This window comes from Arthrobacter sp. R4-81, from assembly GCF_054792365.1.
Genome location: NZ_CP096445.1, coordinates 1,997,533 through 2,022,003, shown reverse-complemented (window position 1 = coordinate 2,022,003; position 24,471 = coordinate 1,997,533). Strand labels below are relative to the sequence as shown.

19 protein-coding genes, 2 tRNA genes and 1 riboswitch are annotated in these 24,471 nt (G+C 62.7%); of the genes, 1 reads left to right on the top strand and 20 read right to left on the bottom strand.

Annotated elements, in window-relative coordinates; genetic code table 11:
- Positions 1–42: 42 nt before the first annotated feature.
- From M1E05_RS09520 to M1E05_RS09445, 16 genes are all read right to left on the bottom strand, one after another.
- Complete coding sequence (locus tag M1E05_RS09520) at positions 43–1,248, bottom strand: ROK family transcriptional regulator (protein WP_461165090.1); 1,206 nt, start codon at positions 1,246–1,248, stop codon at positions 43–45.
- Between the two features lie 186 nt (positions 1,249–1,434).
- Positions 1,435–2,622, bottom strand: coding sequence for a class I SAM-dependent methyltransferase (locus tag M1E05_RS09515; RefSeq protein WP_461165089.1), 1,188 nt, complete (start codon positions 2,620–2,622; stop codon positions 1,435–1,437).
- Positions 2,606–3,736, bottom strand: coding sequence for an NAD(P)-binding domain-containing protein (locus M1E05_RS09510; protein ID WP_461165088.1), 1,131 nt, complete (start codon positions 3,734–3,736; stop codon positions 2,606–2,608). Before M1E05_RS09510 ends, M1E05_RS09515 begins: the two co-directional genes overlap by 17 nt.
- Positions 3,737–3,965: 229 nt before the next feature.
- A tRNA-Ala gene (locus tag M1E05_RS09505) sits at positions 3,966–4,038 on the bottom strand.
- A gap of 187 nt (positions 4,039–4,225) precedes the next feature.
- Positions 4,226–4,298, bottom strand: a tRNA-Ala gene (locus tag M1E05_RS09500).
- A 147-nt stretch (positions 4,299–4,445) separates the two neighbouring features.
- A complete protein-coding gene (rsfS, locus tag M1E05_RS09495) occupies positions 4,446–4,847 on the bottom strand; it encodes a ribosome silencing factor (protein ID WP_309105363.1) in 402 nt (133 codons plus the stop codon).
- 30 nt (positions 4,848–4,877) lie between these two features.
- On the bottom strand, positions 4,878–6,173 hold the full coding sequence (locus M1E05_RS09490) for a hypothetical protein (protein WP_461165087.1): 1,296 nt from the start codon (positions 6,171–6,173) through the stop codon (positions 4,878–4,880).
- Positions 6,174–6,184: 11 nt separating this feature from the next.
- The gene (nadD, locus tag M1E05_RS09485) at positions 6,185–6,799 is read right to left on the bottom strand and encodes a nicotinate-nucleotide adenylyltransferase (RefSeq protein ID WP_458114513.1); all 615 of its coding nucleotides are present in this window, start codon (positions 6,797–6,799) and stop codon (positions 6,185–6,187) included.
- Between the two features lie 55 nt (positions 6,800–6,854).
- Positions 6,855–7,100: a hypothetical protein gene (locus M1E05_RS09480; RefSeq protein ID WP_458111124.1), complete on the bottom strand. Its 246-nt coding sequence runs from the start codon at positions 7,098–7,100 to the stop codon at positions 6,855–6,857.
- An 80-nt stretch (positions 7,101–7,180) separates the two neighbouring features.
- Positions 7,181–8,536 (bottom strand): glutamate-5-semialdehyde dehydrogenase, encoded by a 1,356-nt coding sequence (locus tag M1E05_RS09475; protein WP_461165086.1) that lies wholly within the window; start codon positions 8,534–8,536, stop codon positions 7,181–7,183.
- 26 nt (positions 8,537–8,562) lie between these two features.
- Positions 8,563–9,714 carry a glutamate 5-kinase gene (gene proB / locus M1E05_RS09470; RefSeq protein WP_458111126.1) on the bottom strand — a complete coding sequence of 384 codons (1,152 nt, stop codon included), beginning with the start codon at positions 9,712–9,714 and terminating at the stop codon, positions 8,563–8,565.
- Positions 9,704–11,293: a GTPase ObgE gene (gene obgE / locus M1E05_RS09465; protein ID WP_458111127.1), complete on the bottom strand. Its 1,590-nt coding sequence runs from the start codon at positions 11,291–11,293 to the stop codon at positions 9,704–9,706. The genes proB and obgE overlap by 11 nt, the downstream gene beginning before the upstream one ends.
- Before the next feature lie 119 nt (positions 11,294–11,412).
- Positions 11,413–11,676 (bottom strand): 50S ribosomal protein L27, encoded by a 264-nt coding sequence (gene rpmA / locus M1E05_RS09460; protein WP_247045811.1) that lies wholly within the window; start codon positions 11,674–11,676, stop codon positions 11,413–11,415.
- A gap of 60 nt (positions 11,677–11,736) precedes the next feature.
- Complete coding sequence (rplU, locus tag M1E05_RS09455; RefSeq protein ID WP_247045937.1) at positions 11,737–12,045, bottom strand: 50S ribosomal protein L21; 309 nt, start codon at positions 12,043–12,045, stop codon at positions 11,737–11,739.
- Between the two features lie 342 nt (positions 12,046–12,387).
- A complete protein-coding gene (locus M1E05_RS09450; RefSeq protein WP_461165085.1) occupies positions 12,388–13,959 on the bottom strand; it encodes a bifunctional hydroxymethylpyrimidine kinase/phosphomethylpyrimidine kinase in 1,572 nt (523 codons plus the stop codon).
- Positions 13,942–14,039, bottom strand: a riboswitch (TPP riboswitch). (Overlaps the previous gene by 18 nt.)
- Positions 14,040–14,159: 120 nt before the next feature.
- Positions 14,160–17,378, bottom strand: coding sequence for an Rne/Rng family ribonuclease (locus tag M1E05_RS09445; RefSeq protein ID WP_461165084.1), 3,219 nt, complete (start codon positions 17,376–17,378; stop codon positions 14,160–14,162).
- Between the two features lie 488 nt (positions 17,379–17,866).
- Here M1E05_RS09445 and M1E05_RS09440 point away from each other — a divergent pair, with 488 nt between their 5' ends.
- Positions 17,867–18,544: a vitamin K epoxide reductase family protein gene (locus M1E05_RS09440; protein WP_458111130.1), complete on the top strand. Its 678-nt coding sequence runs from the start codon at positions 17,867–17,869 to the stop codon at positions 18,542–18,544.
- Between the two features lie 112 nt (positions 18,545–18,656).
- Here M1E05_RS09440 and ndk read toward each other — a convergent pair whose 3' ends face one another.
- The 4 genes from ndk to ileS are packed head-to-tail and all read right to left on the bottom strand — an operon-like array spanning position 18,657 to position 24,284.
- Entirely contained in the window at positions 18,657–19,073 is a 417-nt protein-coding gene (gene ndk, locus M1E05_RS09435; RefSeq protein ID WP_458111131.1) for a nucleoside-diphosphate kinase, read from the bottom strand.
- 39 nt (positions 19,074–19,112) lie between these two features.
- Positions 19,113–19,577, bottom strand: a complete 465-nt coding sequence (locus M1E05_RS09430; protein ID WP_458111132.1) for a DUF4233 domain-containing protein — start codon at positions 19,575–19,577, stop codon at positions 19,113–19,115.
- A 3-nt stretch (positions 19,578–19,580) separates the two neighbouring features.
- Positions 19,581–20,942, bottom strand: coding sequence for a bifunctional folylpolyglutamate synthase/dihydrofolate synthase (locus tag M1E05_RS09425; protein ID WP_461165083.1), 1,362 nt, complete (start codon positions 20,940–20,942; stop codon positions 19,581–19,583).
- A 3-nt stretch (positions 20,943–20,945) separates the two neighbouring features.
- Positions 20,946–24,284: an isoleucine--tRNA ligase gene (gene ileS / locus M1E05_RS09420; RefSeq protein ID WP_461165082.1), complete on the bottom strand. Its 3,339-nt coding sequence runs from the start codon at positions 24,282–24,284 to the stop codon at positions 20,946–20,948.
- Between the last annotated feature and the right edge of the window lie 187 nt (positions 24,285–24,471).

The window sequence follows — 24,471 nt, the reverse complement described above, 5'->3', positions numbered from 1 at the left end:
GGTTAGCCCTGGAGAGCCCGCGTGTTAGGCCCTCGCGCCGTGTCAGCCCTCGAGCAACAATCGCTGTGAACGCGGTGCAAGGGTGTGCTCGAGGACCAGGCACGCGGCTCCCACCGCGCCTACATCCTCACCGACGCCGGTGCCCACTACCTCGATGCCGTGGATCTGCCGCGCAGCGCTGTTGCTTTGAAGCAGTTCCGGAATCCGGTTGAGATAGCGCTCTGACAGGAGGTTCCAGAAGGGGCCGCCGAACACAACACGTTCAACGTCCAGGGTGTTGGTGATGACCGCCACAGCCCGCGAGACCAGGACTGCCGACCGGTCAATGATCTCCGCCGCGGCACTGTTTCCTGCCTCAGCTGCCTCGAACAGTTTGGCAAAGCTGTTCTGAATTGCGGACGCCGCGCCGGAATTCCCGGCGTCGTGCTCCAGCACCCCAGCCTCCACTGCCTGCGCGACAAGCACTTGAGGGATGCAGGAAGACTTGACGCAGCCGCGGAGGCCGCAATCACAGGGCGGGCCGTCAGGATCGACTACGATGTGGCCGATTTCTCCCGCGTTTCCTGACGTTCCTCTTACCAACTCGTCATTGAGCACAATTCCGCAGCCGATGCCCGTGCCCATATACATAAAGACGAAACTCCCCGAGCCGCTGGGACCACCCGCCCAGGTCTCCGCCACAGCAGCGCTCGTAACGTCCTTATCCACCAGGGTGGACAGCCCAGTGGCCTCGGCAAGAGCATCACGTAGGGGCACCCGGTCCCAGCCGGCCAGCAGCGGAGGGGCCACAACGGTGCCGTGCTCCAGGTCTATAGGCCCGGGCGCAGCGACGCCAAGTCCGGCAATCTTTGAGGCATCCACTCCTGATTCGTCCACGAGTTTCCTAATTTCGCCTGCGATCGTCGCAATCACAGCAGTGGGGTCGGATCCTCCAGGCGTGTTGATCTTGGAATGTTTCACCACAGCACCGACAAGGTCCAGGACCACGAAGGTGGTTACCGCGGGGTCAAGGTGAACGCCCACCGCGTACATTCCCGAAGGATTAAGCTGCAGGATGGTCCTTGGTTTCCCAGGCCCATTACCCTCTTTACCGGCCTCGATGATCAGATGCTGATCCAGCAGGCGACGCGAAATGTTGGAGATGGTCTGCGGGGAAAGTCCGACAATCTGGGCAAGTTCCACCCGGCTCAGTCCGGCTGTTGACCGGCGAATGGCGTCCAGGATGACTGTGAGATTAAAGTCGCCCATCCGGGGCAGATTGGTTCCGCGCCTTGGGGACGGCTGGCGGATCTCAGTCAAGGATTCCCCTACACTTTCTCGGCAAATTTATTAGTGATGTCTGCATCGTACGTTACTCCCGGGGGTCCCGGCACGACCCCCCGCACGCACTTGACCATGCAGTCTGGCACCGACCGAAAAGTCGGTTGTCCGGTTTCAGGTTCCTCTCCGCGAAATGCTCCTGGCGACAGTGAATTTTGGGTTCCTTCCCTGCACTGTTGTTCGCCCCACCAGCCGTTCCAAAGCCGGTAAGTACGGCAGGTGGCTGTTGAAGACGGTCCACAGTTCGCCGCCGGGTTCCAGCACCCTTGCCGCGGCCTCAAACAGCTTGATGCCGGCGCCTGCATGCACGCTTGCTCCCAGGTGGAAGGGCGGGTTGAGCAGGATGAGTCCGGCGCTGGCCTCAGGCAGTGATTCCATGGCGTCATCCTGCAGCACTCTAATGCGACCCGACAGTCCGTTTGCCTGAGCGGTGCAAGTGGCCGAAGCGACTGCCGCAGCGGAACGATCGGTCGCAGTGACCTGGGCATCGGGATGGCTTCGGGCATACATGGCCGCCAAAATTCCCGTTCCGCAGCCCAGGTCCACTGCATGGGAAGCAGAGGCCATTCTGGGAAGGAACGTCAGAAGGAACCTTGTTCCGATGTCCAGTTTGGTGCCGGAGAACACGGCGCCGTGGGCGCAGACAGTAATGCCGAGCTCGGTGTTCTCCTCAACAACCGGATATGGCAGGGGTGCGGTCCGGAGCTTGGGAGTACGCGCCACCAGCACGCGGGATTTCTGCCGTGCCAGCTGCGGCTCCACATCTTCGAAACAGCGGGCAAGAACCTCGTTCATACTCAGGCTCATGTGTTTGATCCGGCCGCCGGCCAGGAGAACCACGTCCGGTTCGGCATAGCGCGCCACGGCATCGGCAGCTTCTTCGAGTTCGGCCAGGGTCCTGGGGAGCTGCATCAGGACAAGGCGCGCTCCCGAGAGAAGGGACGGGCCCAACGGCAATTGCTCAAATCCGCCGATGCCAAGGCTGGCAGCGTTGTTTCGCAGGGCTTTCTCCCCCGTGACCAGGTCCTGGTGGACACGAATTGTGCCAAGCATGGTGGCTTCCGGGGAACCTGGCGCGGCAAGGGGCTGCGCCAGTGAATGAGTTCGTGCCAGCGAAAGAGTGAGCGCCCCGTAGCGGTCGCCGATCACCGTTACGTTTCCGTCCTCCGGCAGGAAACCGGCTGCCGTGTCGAGCAGCAGGCTGTCCGTGGCATCCCACGCCTGCAGGTTGGCGGCCTCCACGTCGGGGAACCTGCGGAGGCGGTTCAGCAGGGGAACGCCGCTCTCAGCTGTGTGGTTCATGTTGCCCTTCAAGAAAACGCAGAATCGCTGCAACAGCAGCCCTGCCTGCGCGGTTGGCCCCAATGGTGGACGACGACGGGCCATAGCCCACCAGGTGAACCCTGGGCTCTGCAGCCACCTGCGTTCCATCCATGGCGATTCCGCCGCCAGGGCCTCGAAGATGCAGCGGGGCCAGGTGCTCCAGTTCTGCCCTGAACCCCGTGGCCCATAAAATGACGTCGGCGGCGAGGAAACCGCCGTCAGCCAGTCGGACTCCGCCAGGTTCAATGGCAGTAAACATCTGCTTGCGGTTGAGAGCACCACGCTTCTCAGCGGCCCTGAGCGTCGGAGTCCACAGAAGGCCGGTTACCGCCACGACGCTTTGCGGCGGCAAGCCCAGCCTGACCCGCTCTTCCACAAGCGCGACGGCGTCGTGGCCTGCCTTCTGGTCGAAGTCGTCGTCCCGCCAGACTGGCTCCCTGCGGGTGAACCAGCTGGTGCTGGTGACTTTGGAAATCTCGTCCAGAAGCCCTACGGCCGAGATTCCGCCGCCCACCACCAGAACGTGCTGCCCGCGGAATTCCTCTGCGGAGACGTAGTCAGCCACGTGCAGTTGCCTGCCACGGAAGGTGAACTGGCCCGGATACACCGGCCAGAAGGGCCGGCTCCACGTTCCCGTCGCATTGATGACAGTGCGTGCGTTCCACAATCCTGCGGATGTTTCGATCCGGAGGCGCCCGGAAGGGTCAGCGTCCTGCCGGGACACGGTTCGCACTTTGACAGGACGCTGAATCGCCAGGCCCAGTTGGTGCTCGTAGTCGCTGAAGTAGCGGGTGAGGAACTCGGAGCTTGGTTCTGACGGGTCCGCTTCCGGTTTCGGGATGCCAGGAAGGTCACTGATCCCGTTGACGGTAGCCATGCGGAGGCTCTTCCAACGGTGTCGCCATGCTCCCCCGGGTCCTTCTTCGGCGTCCAGCACTGCGTAAGTCCAAGGTGCAGTTGGCGCGCTGGTGGCCGGAGCGACACCAGCCGCCGGAACGACGCTGGCGGCCGGAACAACACCGCGGCGGGCCAAATGGTAGGCAGCGGACAGGCCCGCCTGGCCGGCGCCGATAACAAGGACGTCGGCCTCCACGTCCGGCTGGGTTGTGGTCAGACCTCTTTCACCACGCCCGATTTGAGCTGCATGGGACCCACGCCGTCGACTTTGGGCGTTCAGGGCAAGGGGGCAATGCTTCATTCACCTTGCCATCGTAGTCCAGTGCCTCAATGACGGCATGCCGGTTGCGGATCCAGGACGGGGCTAATGAGACAAAGAAAAACCGCCAGAACCAAGGACAATCCATGGTTCCAGCGGTGATGGGTGGAGCTGAGGGGACTCGAACCCCTGACCCCCTGCATGCCATGCAGGTGCGCTACCAGCTGCGCCACAGCCCCTCATTGCCGACCCGTGAAGATTTATCCTTCGCGGAAGCAACTCGATCAGCTTAATGCACAAACTGGCGGGATGCGAATCCGGCAGGAACCTGCACGACGGGATGCGCAGATCGAAACCACCGGCCCCGGAACAAAAACCGGGAAACAAAAAATCCGCCGGAACCTTGCGGTTCCGGCGGACATCCGGTGGAGCTGAGGGGACTCGAACCCCTGACCCCCTGCATGCCATGCAGGTGCGCTACCAGCTGCGCCACAGCCCCGAATTTTCGTTGCCCCTGCATAAATTCGACCGGTGAATCGGTTTCATTCAGCTGATTTCCTGTCCGGATTTCTCCGGAGCAACTCAAATATCTTAGATCAGCCCTTCCGAAAATTCCAAATCGGGCATATTCGTCTTTTCCGAGCGGTTACTCCGTATCGGAGGAGACAGCAGCTTTGGCTGACGTGTCATTTCCCAGCTGCAGATCCACCACAGGGCAGTCCTTCCACAGGCGCTCCAGGGCGTAGAAGACCCGGTCTTCCTCGTGCTGGACGTGGATGACAATGTCGGAGTAATCCAGCAGCACCCAGCGGCCGCCGGACCTGCCTTCGCGGCGGACCGGGCGGAGCTCCTGCTTGGAGAGCTCCTCTTCGATGCCGTCAACGATGGCATTGACCTGACGCTCGCTCGGTGCCGACGCGATCAGGAACACGTCGGCGAGAGCCAGTCGCTCACTGACGTCGAGGGCAACGATGTCCTCGGCGATTTTCTCCGCCGCAGCCTTGGCTGCGAGGCGGGCTGTGGCGATGGATGATTCAGATGCAGTCACGGGGACTCCTTTTAGTGGGTTAAAGCGGGTTCAGCGGGTCAGGCCGCTGATAATCATGGTGACGCCGGCAATCAGGGCAACGATGCCAATGGCAAGTACAGCCAACTGAAGCAGGCGCAGGCGGTGGGCCCTTCCCAGGCCTGCTGTGACGGCATCCAGCGGTTCAAGGCCATACGCTGCATTTGCGCTGACACGCGGATGCTCGGTGAAATTATCTTCTGCCTCTGCGTCCCAGGTCTGTGTCTGTCTGCGCTGAACGCTGACAGGGGTTGTCTGGGGGGCTGCAGGGGCTGGTGGGGCGGCTGCCTGTGCCACGGCCTCAGCCCGAGCCAACACGCCGGAGCGCCCCGTGATGGGACCGCTGCTGTTCAGCCGGGGCGGGCCCGGCCTGCGTGGACCGGCCTGCCGTTCCGCCGGTACACGGGGCCCGGGGTGGGTTACCACCGGAACGTAGGACGTAGCCGGCTTCTTCATGACCGGGCGGTCGATGCCGGGAACCTGCACAAATTCGAGTGGCGTCACCATGGCAAGGTTGCTGGCAGCTGTTGGATCATGGCGTGGTTGTTGAGGGGCCGTCGCTTGTTCGGCAAGCTTCTGCTTCGCCATGGCACGCTTATTGAGCACGGCGGCGCGCTCTGCAAGGGCAATCTGCTGGGCCAGGATCTCGGGGTCAACGGCCTCCGGATCGTTCGCCGCGATGTGCTCCATTTTGGCCAACTGGTTCTTGGCCTGTTCAGCAATGAGCGTGCGCGTGGCCAAAGCCTGCTCGACAGTCATGCCGTTCGGAACATTCAAACCATCCAAGCCGCCGTCCTGACGCTCGGCAGGCGAACCAGCTGATTCCTGGCGCCGCGGCCTATGGCCCTCGGCCTGGGCATCCGTACTACCTCGCGGTGGGGAGATCACGGGATTCGCAGCCGTTGGAGGAGACGCCTCAGCCCTCAACTGCTGAAGCCTCAACTGACGCCGCGTGGGCGGTCCGCCGGCTGAAAGCTGCTCTTCCTTCTCGGCCAATTCCTTAATCGTCCGCAGGGCAGCACGGTCCCGGGCGCGGATCTGGGAAGAACGCTCGGCCGATGTCCTGACCGAATCCACCGGCTCAGGCGCAACCCGCCTCACGCGGCCGGTGCTCCCAGTGTCCAAGGGATCTGTGGCCGGGGTGTTCGTGGCCGGGCTCTCTTCGGGCTGGGGGGCTGCCGGCTGTTTCGAGACAAGAGGAGCCTGACCGGGTGCCTGTGCTCCGGCGTCGCGGGTTTCTTCCAGACGCGCATCTCTTGCCTGACGTAGTTCACGACGGCTGCGGACGGGTGGCTGTTCCTGACTCATTTAAAACTCATTCAGTGCTTGCTGGTTTGTCTGGCGGTGGATTCTGCGCGGTGCTCGTTGCCGGGCTGCGTCCCGGCGTAGAGCCCGTATTTTGCAATGTATTGGACAACCCCATCGGGTACGAGGTACCAGACCGGCTCCCCTGCGGCGACCCTGGTGCGGCAGTCCGTTGAAGAAATAGCCATGGCAGGCACCTCAAGGAGACTGACGTCATCGCGCCCCATTCCATCCAACACATGACCTGGCCTGGTCACTCCCACAAAGTGGGCAAGCGACCAGAGTTCCTCGATGTTCTTCCATGAAAGGATCTGGGCCATGGCGTCCGCACCGGTGATGAAGAAGAGATCAGCATCGGGACGCTGGATGTGCAGGTCGCGGAGGGTGTCGATCGTGTAGGTCGGTCCCGGCCTGTCGACGTCGACACGGCTGACAGTGAAGCGGGGATTGGATGCCGTGGCAATGACCGTCATGAGGTAACGATGCTCCGGCTCACTGACTTTCTTAGTCATTTTCTGCCAAGGCTGCCCGGTGGGCACAAAAACAACTTCGTCCAAGCCAAACTGTGCGGCAACTTCGCTGGCCGCGACAAGGTGCCCGTGATGGATGGGATCAAAGGTGCCGCCCATCACGCCCAGACGCAGACGGCGCTTCGCGCCGGTCTGCTGCAGTTTGGCGGAAATGTTAGTGACCTTGGCCGTGATCGTGCTTGTTCGGGTGCTGGCGGTGGGGATCGGCATGTTCGTCAACAGCTTCGTGGCGCCTGCCGAGGTTCGTGTAGGAGAGGGTCACAAACATCAGCGCCAGGAGGATGGCAAACATCACCGCGCCGAATACCCAGGGCTCGGCCCACAATGGAGCGAGCTCCTCATGGCCGGCTTCGCCGCCGGCGGTGGCAGCGATGGACGTGGCGATCTGCTGAAGCAGCATTTTCTCCCCTACTGAGTACAAAGGATGACGACGGCGGGCGGTCCCGCCGTTCAGGACTTCTGTTCTATGTTACAGCTTTGCTAGCTGCGGATTTGGCCCTCGCCCTGAACGATCCACTTGGTGGTGGTCAGTTCAGGCAGCCCCATCGGTCCGCGCGCGTGCAGTTTTTGGGTGGAAATTCCCACCTCTGCCCCGAGACCAAACTCACCGCCGTCGGTAAAGCGCGTTGACGCGTTGACGATCACTGCGGCCGAATCCACCTCGGCGATAAACCGCTCCGCGTTAGCGAGGTTGTTCGTCAGAATGGCCTCGGTGTGGCCTGTTGACCACGTCCGGATGTGCTTCACCGCGTCATCCAGGGTGTCTACGATTGCCACTGCGAGGTCCAGGTCCATGTACTCGGTGGCCCAGTCCTCGTCGGTGGCAGGGACAGTGTCAACCGAGGCAGGCAAAGCTGCACGGGTCCTTTCATCGGTGTGAAGGGTGACACCTGCCTTGCGGAGCGCCGCTGCAACAGCGGGAAGGACAGTCGATCCGGAATGCACCAGGAGGGTCTCCACGGTGTTGCAGACGCTGGGGCGCTGCGTCTTGGCGTTGAGGAGGATCTCGGTTGCCATCTCTTCGTCGGCGGATTCGTCGATGAAGATGTGGACGTTTCCTTCGCCGGTCTCAATGACCGGAACTGAGGAGTTCGCCACGACCGTCTGGATGAGCTCCCGGCCGCCGCGGGGAATAAGCACGTCCACACGCCCACGCGCACGCATCAGTGCATTCGCGCCTTCACGCCCGAACTGGTCAACAGTCTGGACGGCGTCGGCCGGCAGGCCTACTGATTCGAGGGCGTCGCGCAGGATCTGCACCAAGGCGTCGTTGGTTGAGGCTGCTGCCGTTCCGCCACGAAGGATGACGGCGTTTCCACTCTTGAGGGCTAGGCCTGCGATATCAACGGTGACGTTGGGGCGGGCCTCGTAAATAGCGGCCACCACTCCCATGGGGACGTTAATCTGGCGCAGGCGCAAACCGTTGGGCAGTGTCTGCCCCCGCACCACGTTTCCCACGGGATCAGGCAGATTGGCGAGGCTGTCCAGGGCCGCGGCGAGGGCTTCAATGCGCTTCTCGTCCAGTGTCAGCCTGTCCAGCAGCGCAATTGAGGTGCCGTTGGCTTTTCCGGCGGCTACATCGTTTGCGTTAGCGGCCAGAATCCGGCCGCGGTGCTCGAGCAGGGCATCGCCGATGGCCCGGAGCGCCTTGTCTTTCCACGCACGATTGGCGCGCGCCATCCGCCGCGCGGCGTGGCGGGAGCGGTCTGCGATGGCGTGGACGGCGGCTTCTACTTCGGCAGGAGTCGACGGCGTAATTCCAGCGTCCGGAACCGGGGCAACCACAGGGGTTTCCTCGGAAATCGCAGGTGCAGTGGGAATCAGGGCCTCAGTCATGGTTCAAGTTTAGGCGAGCGGGCGGGCTAAACCAGCACCAGATCGTCAACGTGAACAACTTCACGGTCATAACCTCGCCCCAGGGCCTTGCCGAGTTCCTTCGTGGAGCGGCCCAACATCTGGGGAAGTTCGGAGGCAGAGTAGTTAACGAGTCCGCGCGCAATTACGGTGTTGTCGGCGGAAACCATTTCGACGGCGTCGCCCGCTTCAAAGTCGCCGTGCACGGCGGAAATGCCGGCAGGGAGCAGCGAGGTCCGGCGGTCCCGGACAGCCAGCACCGCGCCGTCGTCGAGAACCAGGCGCCCCTGCACTGAGGCGAGGTGGGCCAGCCAGAGGAGCCGAATGGGCTTCCGGGAGCCGTTGACGGAGAACCAGGTGCCAACATCCTCCCCAGCCAGCGCTGCGGCAGCGTTCCGGGTGGAGGTAACAAGCGCGTGGATCCCGGAGCCTGCGGCAATTGATGCCGCTTCCACCTTCGTGAGCATCCCCCCGGTTCCTACTCCTGCCTTGCCGGCGCTGCCGATAGAAACCCCGTCAAGGTCGTGCGGGCCGGCGACGTGCGGGATCCGCAGGGCACCGTGCGAAGGCGGCCCGTCGTAGAGGGAGTCAACGTCGGACAGCAATACCAGCACGTCGGCGCGCACGAGGTGGGCTACCAGGGCAGCGAGGCGGTCGTTGTCACCGAACCGGATCTCATGGGTGGCCACGGTGTCGTTTTCGTTGACCACCGGAACCACGCCGAGATTCAGGAGCCTGTCGAGGGCACGGAAGGCATTGGTGTGCTGGCTGCGGCGCATGAAGTCATCGGCGGTCAGGAGCACCTGGCTCACCGTTACCCCGTGGGCTCCGAAAGCTTGGGTGTAACGGGCCATCAGGAGCCCCTGGCCAACGCTAGCAGCAGCCTGCTGGGTGGCAAGATCCCTGGGCCGTTTCGCCAAGCCGAGGGGCGCCAGGCCCGCGGCGATGGCCCCTGAAGAGACCAGGATGATCTCAGTTCCGGCGTTCCGTTTGTGGGCCAGAGCATCAGCAAGGCCGGTCAGGGCTTCTTCGGAAATACCGCCTTTGATGCTGGTAAGGGAGGACGAACCCACCTTGACCACAATGCGGCGGGCACCCGAAAGGACGCTCCGGTCAGGAACCGTTGAGGTCCTGACCGGGCTCACCGCCTTAGTCGTCATCTTCTGCGCCCAGTCCACTCTCCTTGAGCGGGCGTGCGACACGGCGGCCGCTCACGGATTCGGTCCAGATACCAGCCTTGCGTTCTGCTTCCAGTTCGGCGCGGGCGGCGGCCTTGGCGTCCTTACGTTCCTGTTGCTCATCGCGCTTCTGGCCACGCGTGGGGCGGTCGCCAATGTCGGCAAAGCGGACATCGGTGCCGCGCGGTGATGCCAGCAACTCTGCACCCGCCATCATGGTGGGCTCCCAATCGAAGACCACACCGTCATCTTCGCCGATCACCACGGTGTCACCGGGCTTAGCGCCCTGTTTGAACAGTTCGTTTTCCACGCCAAGCTTGGCCAGGCGGTCGGCGAGGTAGCCGATGGCTTCCTCGTTGGTGAAGTCCGTCTGCTTAACCCAGCGCACCGGCTTGTCGCCAAGCACGCGGAAAAGCGGTTCCAGGTTCTTCTCTTCCCGGCGGATCTTGAATCCTGCTTCATTGACGGCGCGGGGACGCAGCACGGGCGCGTGAACCTTCGGCGGGGTGGCGGCGATGGCGTCACGGGCTGCCTTGACGATTTCAGCCATTGCAAACCCCAGCTGGCGGAGTCCCTCGTGGCTTGTCGCGGAAATCTCGAACACACGGTATCCACGCGATTCCAGCTCGGGGCGCACAAATTCGGCCATGTCCTTGCCGTCCGGGAGGTCCACCTTGTTCAGCGCAACCAGGCGCGGACGGTGGTTCAGCGGAACAACCTCGCCGTCGGTTCCCGCGTAGCTCATGTCGACGGCGTACTTCTCAAGTTCAGCTTCAATGATGGCGAGGTCTGACAACGGATCGCGATCCGATTCCAGTGTGCCGCAATCGAGGACGTGAACCAGGGCCGCGCAGCGTTCGACATGCCTGAGGAAGTTATGGCCCAGGCCCTTACCTTCGCTGGCGCCTTCGATGAGGCCGGGAACATCGGCGATGGTGAAACGGACGTCGCCGGCCTGGACCACGCCCAGGTTGGGGATGAGAGTGGTGAAGGGGTAATCGGCGATCTTGGGCCGGGCCGCAGACATGGCTGCGATCAGGCTGGACTTGCCCGCCGATGGGAAGCCGACAAGTGCGATGTCCGCGATGGACTTGAGTTCCAGGACGATATCGCTGGACTCGCCTTCGATGCCGAGGAGGGCGAAGCCCGGCGCACGGCGCTTTTGGGAGGAGAGCGAAGCATTTCCCAGGCCACCGATTCCGCCGGCTGCCGCAATGTACTCTGCACCTTCTCCTACGAGGTCAGCGAGGACTTTGCCGTCCTTGGATTTGACCACGGTGCCATCCGGAACGGGAAGGATCAGAGTTTCGCCGTTCTTCCCGCCGCGCCAGTCGCCCATGCCAGGACCGCCATTGGTCGCGTGGCGGTGGGGTGCGTGGTGGTAGTCCAGCAGGGTGGTGGTCTGGTGGTCAACGCGCAGGATGACATCGCCGCCATTGCCGCCGTTGCCTCCGTCGGGACCGCCGAGGGGCTTGAACTTTTCACGGTGAACGGAAACACAGCCATGGCCGCCGGTACCGCCGGATACGTGCAGTACTACCCGGTCTACAAAGCTCGCCACGTGGATCTCCTCAGTGCTGATTTCCGGACGTCCGAAAGATGCCCAAGATGATTGTAATGCGGTTAAAACACCGGTGGAGCGGACCATATGGCCCGCTCCACCGGTTCAAAAACTATTTGTTACTCTGCAGCTGCAGCAGTAACGATGTTCACGACCCGACGGCCGCGGCGGGTGCCGAATTCAACAGCGCCTGCCTGCAGTGCGAACAGGGTGTCGTCGCCGCCGCGTCCTACGCCGGCGCCCGGGTGGAAGTGGGTGCCACGCTGGCGGACGATGATTTCGCCAGCCGAAACGACCTGGCCACCGAAGCGCTTGACGCCAAGGTACTGTGCGTTCGAGTCACGACCGTTGCGAGTGGAGCTCGCGCCTTTTTTATGTGCCATTTGAAATGCCTGCCTCTAAATTCTGGGGAATCTGCTGAAAACCTGAACAGTAACCAGTGGCTACTTGATACCGGTGATCTTGACCTTGGTCAATTCCTGACGGTGACCCTGGCGCTTCTTGTAGCCGGTCTTGTTCTTGAACTTCTGGATGACAATCTTCGGACCACGGAGGTCCTGAAGGATTTCAGCCGTAACCGTTACCTTAGCCAGGTCCGCAGCTGCGGACGTGATCTTGTCACCGTCTACCAGGAGCAGTGCGGGCAGCTGAATGGTGCTGCCGGCTCCACCGGTGACGCGGTTCAGGGTAACGAAGTCTCCAACGGAAACCTTCTCTTGGCGGCCGCCTGCGCGGACAATCGCGTACACCACTTGGGAACTCACTTCTCTCGACGTTTCTTACTAAATTTGCGTGCGGAACCTGGGTCCGGTTGTTTGGCCTGGCTCACGCTGTGCCTCAACGCCGTGGATTCCTCAAGGAAATCCGTGAGCTAGCCCGGAAACAATGTCCACCCGTTTTCTAAGTGGCCCGTTCCCGAGGTCAAAACCCAAGTGTTGGCGTAAGCACCGAAGATCTAGTTTACGCTAATTTTGCCTTCGGTCGCAAATGAGGCTGGTTCCGGGGCTGAGTACGTGATAGGGGCCACATGGGCTTACCTCACGACTTCCCGAACCTTGCCCCATGATCTTACAGGCTCTCCGCCCGCTTCACGTTCATGCGTGCAGGCGCGGCGCGTCAAAGAATTCCACCTCGTAGCGGGAGGACTGCCCGAACGCCACCGCCATGGCTCGGCGCTCGGCTTCGGAACCTGCGAGAGCAGCGCGTTCCGTAAACCCGATGGCCTGACGCGTGGCGGCGGCAAAATCCTCGTCCGCGTACGTCCGTAGCCAGTCGGCGTAGGCATGTTCCGCCGGAGCTCCGTTGGCCTGGAATTCCAAGTGAAGGGTGGCCCCTACTTCTGCATAGAGCCAGAAGCATGGCAAAGCAGCAGCAACAAGCACTCCGTAGCTTCCCGCCAGAGAGCTGGCAAGGAGGTGGTCCACGTACGACTTTGTCACTGGTCCCAGCTCAGATTGAACAGGGCGGGTGCTGAGCCAATTGCGGTGGAGCTCGGATTCGACTTCCAGACACTGCTGTGCGGACCGCGCCCAGAACAATTGTTCCTCTTCGGTGGGAGCCATTGCGGAGGCCCTTGAGAGCACCCTTGAGTATCCATTCAGGTAGATCGCGTCCTGGCTGAGGTAGTAAGCGAACTGCTGTTCAGGCAGTGAGCCTTCAACCAGGCCACGGATGAACTCGAGGCGGTAGATGGACGCCAAATGATGATCGGCGCTCTCGCGCAGTTCCTCCATGAAGGCTCTTCCGGACTGCACTTCTGTCTGTCCTTTGGGCTCCGTTACGGGCATGGCCGGAAAGTGGTGAAAGTGATGAACAGGGCCGGCTCCCCTGCCCACTTCCAGGATGTCTGATCCTTCCAGGGCTCCGCGCAGCCAGGGCTTGACCTCCCGCAGGGCCTCTTCCCAGTTTCCCAGCCGCGCCTGGCTTGTCGCCAAAGCTGATGAAAGTGAACATCCAGTACCGTGGCTGTTTCGCGTGGGCACACGCTCGCCCGGAACCACCACCACCTTCGCCTGAAACCCAGCCGAAACACTCACGAGGGCATCGGGGCACTCCCCGCCGTCGAGATGCCCGCCCTTTACCAATACCGTGGCGCCGGTGACGGCTGCAAGGCGTTTGCCCTGCTCGAGTGCCGCTTTCCAGTCCTTTGCCAGGGGCTCCTGAAGCAGCATGGCCAGCTCGGGGAGGTTCGGCGTGAGCAAATCAGCCAGCGGCAGCAGCGCCCGGAGTGCTGTTTCGGCGGATTCCTGCAGCAGCCGGTCCCCGCTGGTGGCCACCATGACAGGATCCAGGACGACGACGCCGGGACGGACCTTCGTGAGCCAGGCCCTGACCACACCAATGACGTCCGCGTCTCCGAGCATCCCGATTTTCACGGCGTCTACGACGATATCGTCGCTAATGGCCTCCAGCTGTTCGGCCAGAAAGGAGGCGGGCGGCACATGGACGGCACGGACGCCTTGGGTGTTCTGCGCCGTAAGGGCCGTTACGACGGCCATCCCGTAGCCGCCATTGGCGGCGATGCTCTTGAGGTCTGCCTGTATCCCTGCGCCGCCGGAAGGATCAGAGCCGGCTATCGCCAGTACCCGGGGAATAGTGCGGAGAACTGCGCTGGCGGAATCGGCAGCCGCAGGTGACGGCAAAAACGTTGAGGACAAAGGAGACATCCCTTCGCCGGTGCTAACCGGACAGGTTCAACGGGTGTGGATCTCAGCCGGCCCTTTGCGCGGCACCCCGTGTCAGGATCCCAGCCTAGCGGGTGTAGGTGAGTGTTAAACAGCCGAAGCCCGGTCCGGGATAATCCGGTCCGGGCTTCAGACATTGACTGTCGCCTATTGGCTGCAGTTCCCCTTGGGACAACTCACCTTCACAGCTCTGAGGCAGGCACTCCCACACCCAGGATGATGGGCTCGCTTGCAGTGGTGGCAGGCTTGGCCGGCGCTGCCGGGGCCTTGGCCGCGTGAGTGGAACCTGTGGCGGCAGGCGCATCCTGGTTCTGCTCGACGGCGGTCTCGTTCGCAGCTCCCTGCGCGCGGCTGGCGCTGCGGTTACGGCGTCCGCGCCTTGAGGAGGATCCTGCTGCGATCGGAGCGGCGTGGACCTCGGGGGCAGTGACCGGCGCTGTGACAGGCTTCCGGGTTTCCTCAGTCTCCTGTGGCTGATCGCTCTGTTCACCCAAGTGGGCGAAGGCCTCGGCCAGCAGGTCCAGGGTCAACTCCGGTGTCCCCGTTGACGCTTCACCAGCGTGGTCCACGAACGGAAGAACCACTCGTTCACCACCGAAAGTAAGGACAGTAGCGGGACGTCCGCCTGACGTGTCGTCGCCCTGGCCGGTGCGCCCGGCGTCGGAACCTGCCTGAACAGGCTCTGTGGCCTGCGGGCGTGAGGTTTCACGGGAGCGGGACGGTGCCTGGGCAGCGGGTTCTGACCGGACAGCTTCCCGTTCCGCCCCGGTTGCGCTGGCCCGGGCGGCCTGAACGTCGTCGTCATGAAGGTGGGCGGCGTGGGCTGCGGCGGCGATGTTGGCCAACGCTGCCCGGGTTGCTTCAGCCTTAGCGTGACGCTCGGCGTCGGTGGGTTCGGCGTGAACGGGTGCCGGAAGCGTCAGCGGCTCTCCCAGGGCCTGCCCGCCTTTGCCGCGACGCCGCTTGCGCTCAGTCCGCGCAGCGGGCTGCACTTCGGCGCGCGGCACGTAGTGCTCCGCGGCGACGGTGTTGGCCCTGCGGTGCTCCACTGGCTCGTCGTGGGTGACCACGCCGCGGCCGGTGCAATGTTCGCATTGCTCGCCGAAGACCTCCAGGAGGCCTGTGCCCATACGCTTGCGTGTCATCTGGACCAGGCCGAGGGAGGTAACTTCAGCCACCTGGTGCTTGGTCCGGTCCCGGCCCAGGCACTCGACCATCCGGCGGAGCACCAGATCCCTGTTGGACTCCAGGACCATGTCGATGAAGTCGATCACGATGATGCCGCCGATGTCCCGCAGGCGCAGTTGGCGCACTACTTCCTCGGCGGCTTCCAGGTTGTTCTTGGTGACGGTCTCTTCGAGGTTTCCGCCGCTGCCCGTGAACTTGCCCGTGTTGACGTCGACTACCGTCATCGCCTCGGTACGGTCGATCACCAGGGAGCCGCCTGACGGCAGGAAGACCTTGCGGTCCAGTGCCTTGTGGATCTGCTCATCGATGCGCCAGGCCGAGAAGATGTCCTGGTCCTTGGTCCACTTTTCCAGGCGGCCAACAAGGTCCGGAGCCACGTAGGTCACGTAGGCCTCGATGGTGTCCCAGGCTTCCTCGCCGGAGACGATCAGCTTGGAGAAGTCCTCGTTGAAGACGTCGCGGACAACCTTGATGGTGAGGTCCGGCTCCCCGTAAAGCAGTTCCGGTGCCAGGACCTTCGTGGAGGTCGCCTGGCTTTCGATGCCTTCCCACTGCGCCCGAAGGCGGTTGATGTCGTGGGTCAGCTCCTCTTCGGAAGCCCCCTCGGCAGCGGTGCGGACGATGACGCCCGCATCTTCGGGCAGGCGGTCCTTGAGGATTCGCTTGAGCCGGTTCCGTTCGACGTCGGGAAGCTTGCGGGAGATTCCGGTCATGGAGCCGCCAGGCACGTAGACCAGGTAGCGTCCGGGAAGGGAAATCTGGCTGGTCAGGCGTGCGCCCTTGTGCCCTACGGGGTCCTTGGTGACCTGGACCAACACGGAGTCGCCTGATTTAAGGGCGTTCTCGATGCGGCGCTGCTTGCCTTCCAGGCTGGCCACATCCCAGTTGACCTCGCCGGCGTACAGCACGGCATTACGGCCGCGGCCAATGTCGACGAAGGCAGCCTCCATGGACGGCAACACGTTCTGGACCTTGCCCAGGTAGACGTTGCCGATCAGTGAATCCTGCTGGGTCTTGGACACGAAGTGCTCGGCCAGGACGCCGTCTTCGAGAACGGCGATCTGAATTCTGTCATCGCGCTGGCGGACGATCATCTGCCGGTCAACTGATTCACGGCGTGCCAGGAATTCAGCTTCAGTGATGACCGTGCGACGACGGCCCGTGTCGCGCGACTCGCGCCGGCGCTGCTTCTTCGCCTCAAGGCGGGTAGAACCCTTGACGCTGGTGACGCGGTTGCTCACCGGCGCCTCGGTGACGGCCCGGGGTGCGCGGACCCTCGTTACGGTGTTGGGAGGATCGTCGTCTCCCCCGCCGGTAAGTTCGATGTCCTGGTCACCACGGCGGCGACGACGACGGCGGCGCGAGGTGACGCCGTCGCCCAAACCTGCAGTTCCCTGCTCATCAGCTTCCGCTTCACCGGCGTCACCGTCGGTGTCCTCTGTCTCGTCTCCGGCTTCACGCTCGGTTCCGCGGCTGCGGCCACGGCGGCCGCGGCTGCGGCGACGGCGACGGTTGCCGGATTCGTCCAGCTCGCCCTCGTCAGAGGTGTTCTCGGTTTCATCGTCATCCTCGACAACAGGTGCCGGGACAGGCCTGACAACCGTACTGAGATCGGGTGCCTGGAAAATCATGGAGGTTACCGAGCCGGGTTCCAGGAAGAGGGAGCCCACCGCGGGGGTCTCAGCTTTGGGCTGCTCATCGTCCGCAGCTTCCTGGGCTTCCGGTTGTTCCTCGGCAGCTTCGGTTTCCTGTCCGGGAGCAGTAACAGCCGCACCGGCAGACTGGACGGCGTCAGTTGGTGCTTCTTCAGCCTCCGGAGCGGTCTCGGTGGTTTCGTCTTCCACCTCGGCAACAGCTGCTTTTGCGCGGCTGGCGCGCCGACGTACGGGCTTCTTCTTCGGGGCGTCTTCCAGCGCAGGGTCTGTCACTGCGGGTTCGTCGGCGGCAGCTGCTTCCCCAGCGACGGCTGCTTCCTCGGCGACGGCGGACTCAACAGGTTTGCGTGCACGGCTCCGTTTGGCGGGGGCAGCCTTTTCCGGTGCCGCTGCTTCGCCCGTGTCCGTGCGGGTCGCGTCGGGATCGATGGGGATGCCCTCTGCGGTGACGGCCTGGGTCTTGGGGATGGCCTTGCGGCGGGTCCGGGTGGCCTTCTTTGGCGCTTCGGGTGCTTCCGCAGCTTCGACGTTAACGGCTGCAACTTGGTCTTTATCCATATGTGGCGATACTCCTGCCCCTGACGTACCGCCACATTCGGCACCCATTGGGGCACTTATTGTCAAAACCCGCAGGCATTGACAGAAGTCAATTGAATACCCTCAGGTTCGCACCGGCAGTGGGGTGCGGCAGCCCTGGAGAGCCGGCGAAATTGTTCTGAAAACCCGTTGTTCTACCAGCCACAACCAGGTGCCGTCCAATGGCATTGCGGGATAGGCCGTGATCGAAGGATCCCCGGCGTGCCCTGCTCATCATTGGCGGTCTTGGGAAACAAGTCACCGGACCGGAATCCGAATGTGGTTCGTCTTCCAGCCACGTTCATTCTCTCACATGGGAAGTCGATTCACCGGGGACGCGCACAACAGGGGCCACGGTGCAAGGACTCTGGGTGGACTATCACACCGGTACACCGCCGTCACACCCCGCACCCAGAGTCCGGCGTTACAATCGGGCAAGGACCATTCAACACAAAGGACGCATCAAGCTCATGCCCAGCATCTCCAAGACCACTGGCGGCGCTGCGCCTGCACAGGGTTTCGCCGACTCCGCCGGAAGCCCCGAGGAGCAGGGGTTGCCTCCGATGACCCGTGCCCGCCCGTTCGCCTGGCTCCTGGTCACCACGGGCATCATCGGCTGGATAGCCTCCGGAATCCTGGTTCTCGAGAAACTCGAAACTCTCAAAGACGCCAACTACACCACTGTCTGCGACGTCAACCCTTGGATCTCTTGTGGTCAGGTCATGCAGACGTGGCAAAGCTCTGTCTTCGGATTCCCCAACATGTTCATTGGGATCGTGGCGTTCGCCATCATTATCACCACGGGCGTGGGACTGCTCGCCGGGGCCACTTTCGGCCGGTGGTACTGGCTGGGCCTTCAGACCGGCGTGACATCAGGCTTCATCTTCGTGATCTGGCTCTGGTCTCAGGCGCTCTACGACATCCACGTCCTGTGCCCCTTCTGCATGGTTGTCTGGGCCGCCATGATTCCGCTGTTCGTCTGGGTGACGGTCCGCAACGTCAGCCACAAAGTCATTCCCGTTCCCGCCGGTCTGGCCAAGACACTCGGCGATTATGGCTGGATTATCACGGCACTCCTGTATGTAGCCGTGATCGCCTCGATCTTTTTTGCGTTCCTCAACATGTTTGTTGGCAACGGCGGTATGTAACCGGGCTTCCCTCTAAGGCGCTCAGATGACAGATAAGGCCAATGTTCTTTACGAACATTGGCCTTATCTGTCATCTCGCGGGGTGGTCTAGTGGCCCCAGAAGATTGCTTGCCTACGGGAACCAGATGCCGATCTCGCGTTCGGCCGAGTCGACGGAATCGGAGCCATGGACCAGGTTCTGCTGGACCTTCAGGCCCCAGTCACGGCCAAAGTCGCCGCGGATGGTTCCGGGGGCCGCGGTGGTGGGATCCGTGGTGCCCGCCAGTGAACGGAAGCCCTCGATCACTTTGTGGCCTTCAAAGATGGCAGCCACGACCGGGCCGCTGAGCATGAACTCCACGAGGGGCTCATAGAAAGGCTTGCCGGCGTGCTCGGCATAGTGCTGCTCGAGCAGCTCCCTGCTGGCGTTGACCTTTTTCAGCTCGGCCAGAGTATAGCCCTTGGCCTCAATCCGGCTCAGGATGATGCCGCTCAGGTTACGGACTACGCCGTCGGGCTTGATCAAAACGAGGGTGCGCTCAACGCTCACAGTTGCTCCAAGGTAGTGGTTGTGGGGTTCCCGGTAAGTCTACGGGGTTTCGCTGCCGGCTTCGGGCTCGCTCCCGACGGGATGGGAGGCCTCCCATTCGGCTTGTTCGCGCTCCCGTTGGGCGGCTTCCGAATCAAGCCGGATGCCTGTGCGGATGCCGTACCACCAGGCAAGCGCGAACAGCCCCCCAACGAGGAACATCATGGGTTCCACGATTCCGGTAAGGATCAGCACGAGCTGCAGGGCCCAGCCCAGGCCTACGCCCCAGGGTTTGGACAGCACAGCGCACGTGAAAACCAGGACGAGGCTTAGCCCGATGCCGACGGAGAGAATGAGCACGGGTGAAATCTCCCCGCGCCTGAGCCCGAATACCGCGAGTGTGGCGAAGAACGCCACGAAACCCTCAAGTAACAGGACTGTCGAGGCGAACATCACTTTCGTGGAGCGGCGTTTTTTGGGCATGCCTGGCTGCCATTCACGCTGGGCCTTGGTGAGTCTGGCCACCGCTTATACCTCCGTCTTCCCCAGCAGGATGCGGGCTTCTGCAACGAGGGTGATGGAGCCGGTCACCAGGACGCCGCCGGAGAGGTCGTCATTAGACTCGGCGCGCTCCACGGCCCATTCGAGGGCGTCGTCCAACTGGGCGGCGACGTGGACGTTGTCCTCGCCGAATCCCAGGTCCAGGGCCAGCTCTTCGAGGTCTTCTGCCGGGACGGCGCGGGGCGAGTTGGATTGCGTAAAGCAATATTCAGCGGCGAGGTCTCCCAGCGACTCTTTGAGCTGGCGGAGAATCTCCTCCGCATCCTTCTCCTTGAGCACTCCGACCACCACCACGAGCTTGGTCAGGGTAAAGGCTTCATGGATGGCTTCGGCCGAGACCCGGATCCCTTCGGGATTATGAGCGGCATCCACGATGATGGTGGGCGCAGTCCGTACCACTTCCAGGCGGCCGGGCGAGGTCACGGAGGCGAAGGCCTCCTGGAGGATCTCGGCGTCGAGCTCTTTCTCCCCTCCGCCGAGGAATGCTTCGAGCGCTGCCACTGCCACTGCGGCATTCTCTGCCTGATGCGAGCCGTGCAGCGGCAACAGCAGGTCCTCGTAACGCCCTGCGAGTCCCTGGATGGTGACAACCTGGCCGCCGACAGCAACGGTGCGTGACGCTACACCGAACTCAACGCCCTCGAACCGGAAGGGAACCTGGACTTCCTTCGCCTTTTCCAGCAGCACCTGTGCGGCGTCCACTGGCTGGCCTGCGCTGATCAGGAATCCGCCGGGCTTGATGATGCCCGCTTTCTCGTAGGCGATGTCCTCGGTGGTGTCACCGAGAAGGTCGGTGTGGTCCAGCGAGATCGGTGTGATGACGGCGACCTGACCGTCGCCCACGTTCGTCGCGTCGGTGATGCCGCCCAAGCCGACTTCCATGACCGCAACGTTGACCGGCTGGTCGGCAAAAACGGCGAACCCGAGGATGGTGAGGCATTCGAAGTAGGTCAGCCGGGGCTGCCCTTCGGCAACGAGTTCTTTGTCCACTATCTCCAGGTAGGGCCTGATCTCATCCCAGATCCGCACGAAGGTGTCATCCGGTACCGGCGAGCCGTCAATGCTGATCCGCTCCGTCACCTTGGAAAGGTGCGGACTGGTGTAACGGCCGGTGCTGAGGCCATGGGCGCGCAGGCCCGCCTCGATCATGCGGGCGGTGGACGTCTTACCGTTGGTACCGGTGATGTGGATGATCGGGAAAGCCTTGTTAGGCTCCCCCAGGATTTCCATCGCCCGGAACAAGGGAGCAAGCCGCGGCTCCATCTTGTTTTCGGGGGCTCGGCCCAACAGTTCGGCGTAGACACTCTCCACGGAAAATTCGTCGGTCATTGCTCAGGCCCCTATTTTTTCGACGGAAATTTGCGGTTCTGCTGAGTCAGCGGGAGTGGCGACGAGATCAACAGTCAGCGTCTCGGTCTTGACCAGAACCGCATTTGCCAGCAGGGAGTCAACTACGCCCTGGGCGGCTGTGACAGTGGTCCGGATACGGTCACTGACATTCAGTCCGGCATCCTTGCGTGCCTGCTGGATGGCGCGGACCATGTCGCGAGCCAGTCCCTCGGCCTCGAGTTCGGGCGTGACCTCGGTGTTGAGGACCACGAATCCGCCTCCTGGCAGAACCCCGGCTGCCCGGGAGCCGGTGCCTGCTGCGGATTCCGCCACGACAGTCTCCAGCGTGTACTCCTGCGGCTCAAGTTCCAGCCCACCAGCAGTAACAACCCCGGCTTCATCTACCGACCAGTCTCCCGACTTTGAGCCCTTGATGGCCTGCTGGACGTTTTTCCCAAGACGCGGACCCGCGGCCCGGGCGTTGACCACGAGCTTCTGCTCGATGCCGAACTCCTCCGGGGAGGCGCTGGCGGCGTCTAGCAACCGCACTGAGCGCAGGTTCAGTTCATCGGCGACGACGGCGGCGAAACCTTCCAGCGCGTCCGCGCCGGGTGCCACCACAGTGAGTTCCTGCAGCGGCAGGCGGACACGGAGGTTCGCTGCCTTGCGCAGGGACGAGCCCGTGGAGCAGATCTGCTGCACGCGGTTCATGGCCTCGACGAGGCCCCCGTTTGCCGGAAACAGCCCCGCGTCCGGCCAGTCGGCCAGATGCACGGAACGTCCGCCTGTCAGTCCGCGCCAGATCTCCTCGGACACGAGCGGCAGCAAGGATGCTGAGACGCGGCAGACAGCCTCAAGCGCGGTGTAGAGCGCGTCGAAGGCATCAACGTTCTCGTCGAAGAACCGCTGGCGGCTGCGGCGGACGTACCAGTTGGTGAGCATATCCAGGTAACTGCGCAGTTCATCGCAGGCACCGGAGATGTCGTAGCTGTCCAGCTGTGTGGTCATATTCCCCACCAGGTCACCGGTGTTGGCCATCAGGTACTGGTCCAGGGTGTCGGAGTAGCCGTCGTAGCGGAGCCTGGCTTCGTAGCCGTCGCCACCAGCGGAGGCATTCGTGTACAGCGTGAAGAAGCTGTAAACGTTCCAGAGCGGCAGGATGACCTGGCGGACGCCGTCGCGGATTCCCTGTTCAGTGACTACAAGATTGCCACCGCGCAGGATGGGGCTGGACATCAGGAACCAGCGCATCGCGTCAGAGCCGTCGCGGTCCAGAACCTCGGACACGTCGGGGTAGTTTCGCAGGCTCTTGGACATCTTCTGCCCGTCAGAGCCCAGCACGATGCCGTGGCTGATGACGTTCCGAAAAGCCGGGCGGTCAAACAGTGCCGTGGACAGGATGTGCAGCATGTAGAACCAGCCGCGTGTCTGCCCGATGTACTCCACGATGAAATCTGCGGGGTTGTGGGTATCGAACCATTCCTCGTTCTGGAACGGGTAGTGGACCTGGCCGTAGGGCATGGAACCGGAGTCGAACCAGACGTCCAGGACGTCCTCGACACGGCGCATGACCGACTGGCCCTCTTCCGGGGTCCGGGGATCGTCCGGGTTGGGCCTGGTCAGCTCGTCGATGAAGGGCCGGTGCAGGTCAACCTGGCCGTCCTTGTTCAGCGGCAGCCGGCCGAAATCGGCCTCGATTTCAGCTAGGGAGCCGTAGACGTCGGTGCGCGGGTACTCGGGGTCAGTCGACTGCCACACCGGGATGGGGCTGCCCCAGTAGCGGTTCCGGCTGATGGACCAGTCGCGGGCGTTTTCCAGCCACTTGCCGAACTGCCCGTCCTTGACGTTGCCCGGGATCCAGTTGATTTCCTGGTTGAGCTCTGACATCCGGTCTTTGAATTTGGTGACTTCCACGTACCAGGAGGACACGGCGCGGTAGATCAGGGGGTTGCGGCAGCGCCAGCAGTGCGGGTAGCTGTGCTCATAGCTGGCCTGGCGGACCAGGCGGCCCTGTGCCCGGAGCACCTGCGTGATGGGCTTGTTGGCGTCGAACACCTGTAGCCCGACAATGTCGTGAAGGTCTCCGTGGGAGAACAGCGGCAGGAATTTGGCGCCCTCATCCACGGACAGGACCACTGGAATGCCGGCCTCTTCACAGACCTTCTGGTCATCTTCACCGTAGGCCGGGGCCTGGTGGACGATACCCGTGCCGTCGGTGGTGGTGACGTAATCGGCCACCAGGAACCGCCAGGCATTCTCCGTGCCGAATTTTTCGGCGTCACTGAAGTCGTTCCAGAGCGGCTGGTACTCAACGCCGTCAAGCTCAGCGCCCGTGACAGTTGCTGTCACCGCGGCCTCGGCAGCTTCAACACCCGCCGTGCCGTCGCCGTATCCGAGGTCTTTTGCGTACATGCCCAGAAGATCGGCAGCGAGAAGGAAACTTCCCGTAACGGGAGCTTCCGGGGAGGCGGCCTTGATCCCGTTGGGACCGGCCGGAAGCACGGCATACGTGATGGACGGCCCGACGGCGAGGGCCAGGTTGGTGGGCAGCGTCCAGGGGGTGGTGGTCCAGGCGAGCGCCTGCACCCCTTCGAGGCGCCGGGACAGTTCCGATGCTCCGGCCTTGATGGGGAACGTCACGGTGACGGTCTGGTCCTGGCGGTTCTTGTAAACGTCGTCGTCCATACGCAGTTCGTGGTTGGAGAGCGGTGTCTCGTCCTTCCAGCAATAGGGCAGCACCCTGTAACCGTTATAGGTGAGGCCTTTTTCGTGAAGCTGCTTGAACGCCCAGAGCACAGACTCCATGTATTCGACGTTGAGCGTCTTGTAGTCGTTTTCAAAGTCCACCCAGCGGGCCTGGCGGGTGACGTAGTTCTTCCACTCATCGGCGTACTTCATTACGGAGGCCCGGCAGGCCTCGTTGAATTTATCGATGCCCATGGCTTCGATCTGGGTCTTGTCCGTCATACCCAGTTGCTTCATGGCTTCGAGCTCGGCAGGAAGCCCGTGGGTGTCCCAGCCGAAACGGCGTTCGACGCGCTTCCCGCGCTGGGTCTGGTAACGGCCCACCAGGTCCTTGGCATAGCCTGTGAGCAAGTGGCCGTAGTGAGGCAGGCCGTTGGCGAAGGGCGGGCCGTCGTAAAAAACGAACTCGTTGCTGCCTGGGGCACCGTCCGGGAGATCCGAAGGGCGCTGGTCGATGCTCGCCTGGAATGTCCCGTCCTGGTCCCAGTACTTCAGGATCCGCTCTTCAATTTCCGGGAACTTCACGGAGGCGGAGACACCTGAGGTAGGGGAAGCTGCACCGGCGGGTGCGGCCAAGGCCTTGGGGTAATGGGTCATTTCGACATCCTGGGTTGAGCTGGTGAATAAGTGGATTCATTCAGGATGCGAGGACGGCTCCTGGCAGATTGTCCAGTCTCGCTGTCCTGCGATACTTTCCAACGTAGCCCGGCACCGCGGTACCACCTCACTTACCTCCACCGTCTGGCTCCCCCGTGGAGGAGCTGGCCGGCGTCGGCCGCTCATT

Excerpts from the sequence above, each read along its gene's own strand:
- rpmA (WP_247045811.1), bottom strand. The coding sequence starts at position 11,676 with ATGGCACATAAAAAAGGCGCGAGCTCCACTCGCAACGGTCGTGACTCG.
- M1E05_RS09490 (WP_461165087.1), bottom strand. The coding sequence starts at position 6,173 with ATGAGTCAGGAACAGCCACCCGTCCGCAGCCGTCGTGAACTACGTCAG.
- M1E05_RS09445 (WP_461165084.1), bottom strand. The coding sequence starts at position 17,378 with ATGGATAAAGACCAAGTTGCAGCCGTTAACGTCGAAGCTGCGGAAGCA.
- M1E05_RS09475 (WP_461165086.1), bottom strand. The coding sequence starts at position 8,536 with ATGACTGAGGCCCTGATTCCCACTGCACCTGCGATTTCCGAGGAAACC.
- M1E05_RS09425 (WP_461165083.1), bottom strand. The coding sequence starts at position 20,942 with ATGACCGACGAATTTTCCGTGGAGAGTGTCTACGCCGAACTGTTGGGC.
- M1E05_RS09440 (WP_458111130.1), top strand. The coding sequence starts at position 17,867 with ATGCCCAGCATCTCCAAGACCACTGGCGGCGCTGCGCCTGCACAGGGT.
- M1E05_RS09515 (WP_461165089.1), bottom strand. The coding sequence starts at position 2,622 with ATGAACCACACAGCTGAGAGCGGCGTTCCCCTGCTGAACCGCCTCCGC.
- M1E05_RS09480 (WP_458111124.1), bottom strand. The coding sequence starts at position 7,100 with ATGCTGCTTCAGCAGATCGCCACGTCCATCGCTGCCACCGCCGGCGGC.
- ileS (WP_461165082.1), bottom strand. The coding sequence starts at position 24,284 with ATGACCCATTACCCCAAGGCCTTGGCCGCACCCGCCGGTGCAGCTTCC.
- M1E05_RS09520 (WP_461165090.1), bottom strand. The coding sequence starts at position 1,248 with ATGGGCGACTTTAATCTCACAGTCATCCTGGACGCCATTCGCCGGTCA.
- proB (WP_458111126.1), bottom strand. The coding sequence starts at position 9,714 with ATGACGACTAAGGCGGTGAGCCCGGTCAGGACCTCAACGGTTCCTGAC.
- nadD (WP_458114513.1), bottom strand. The coding sequence starts at position 6,799 with ATGGGCGGCACCTTTGATCCCATCCATCACGGGCACCTTGTCGCGGCC.
- M1E05_RS09450 (WP_461165085.1), bottom strand. The coding sequence starts at position 13,959 with ATGTCTCCTTTGTCCTCAACGTTTTTGCCGTCACCTGCGGCTGCCGAT.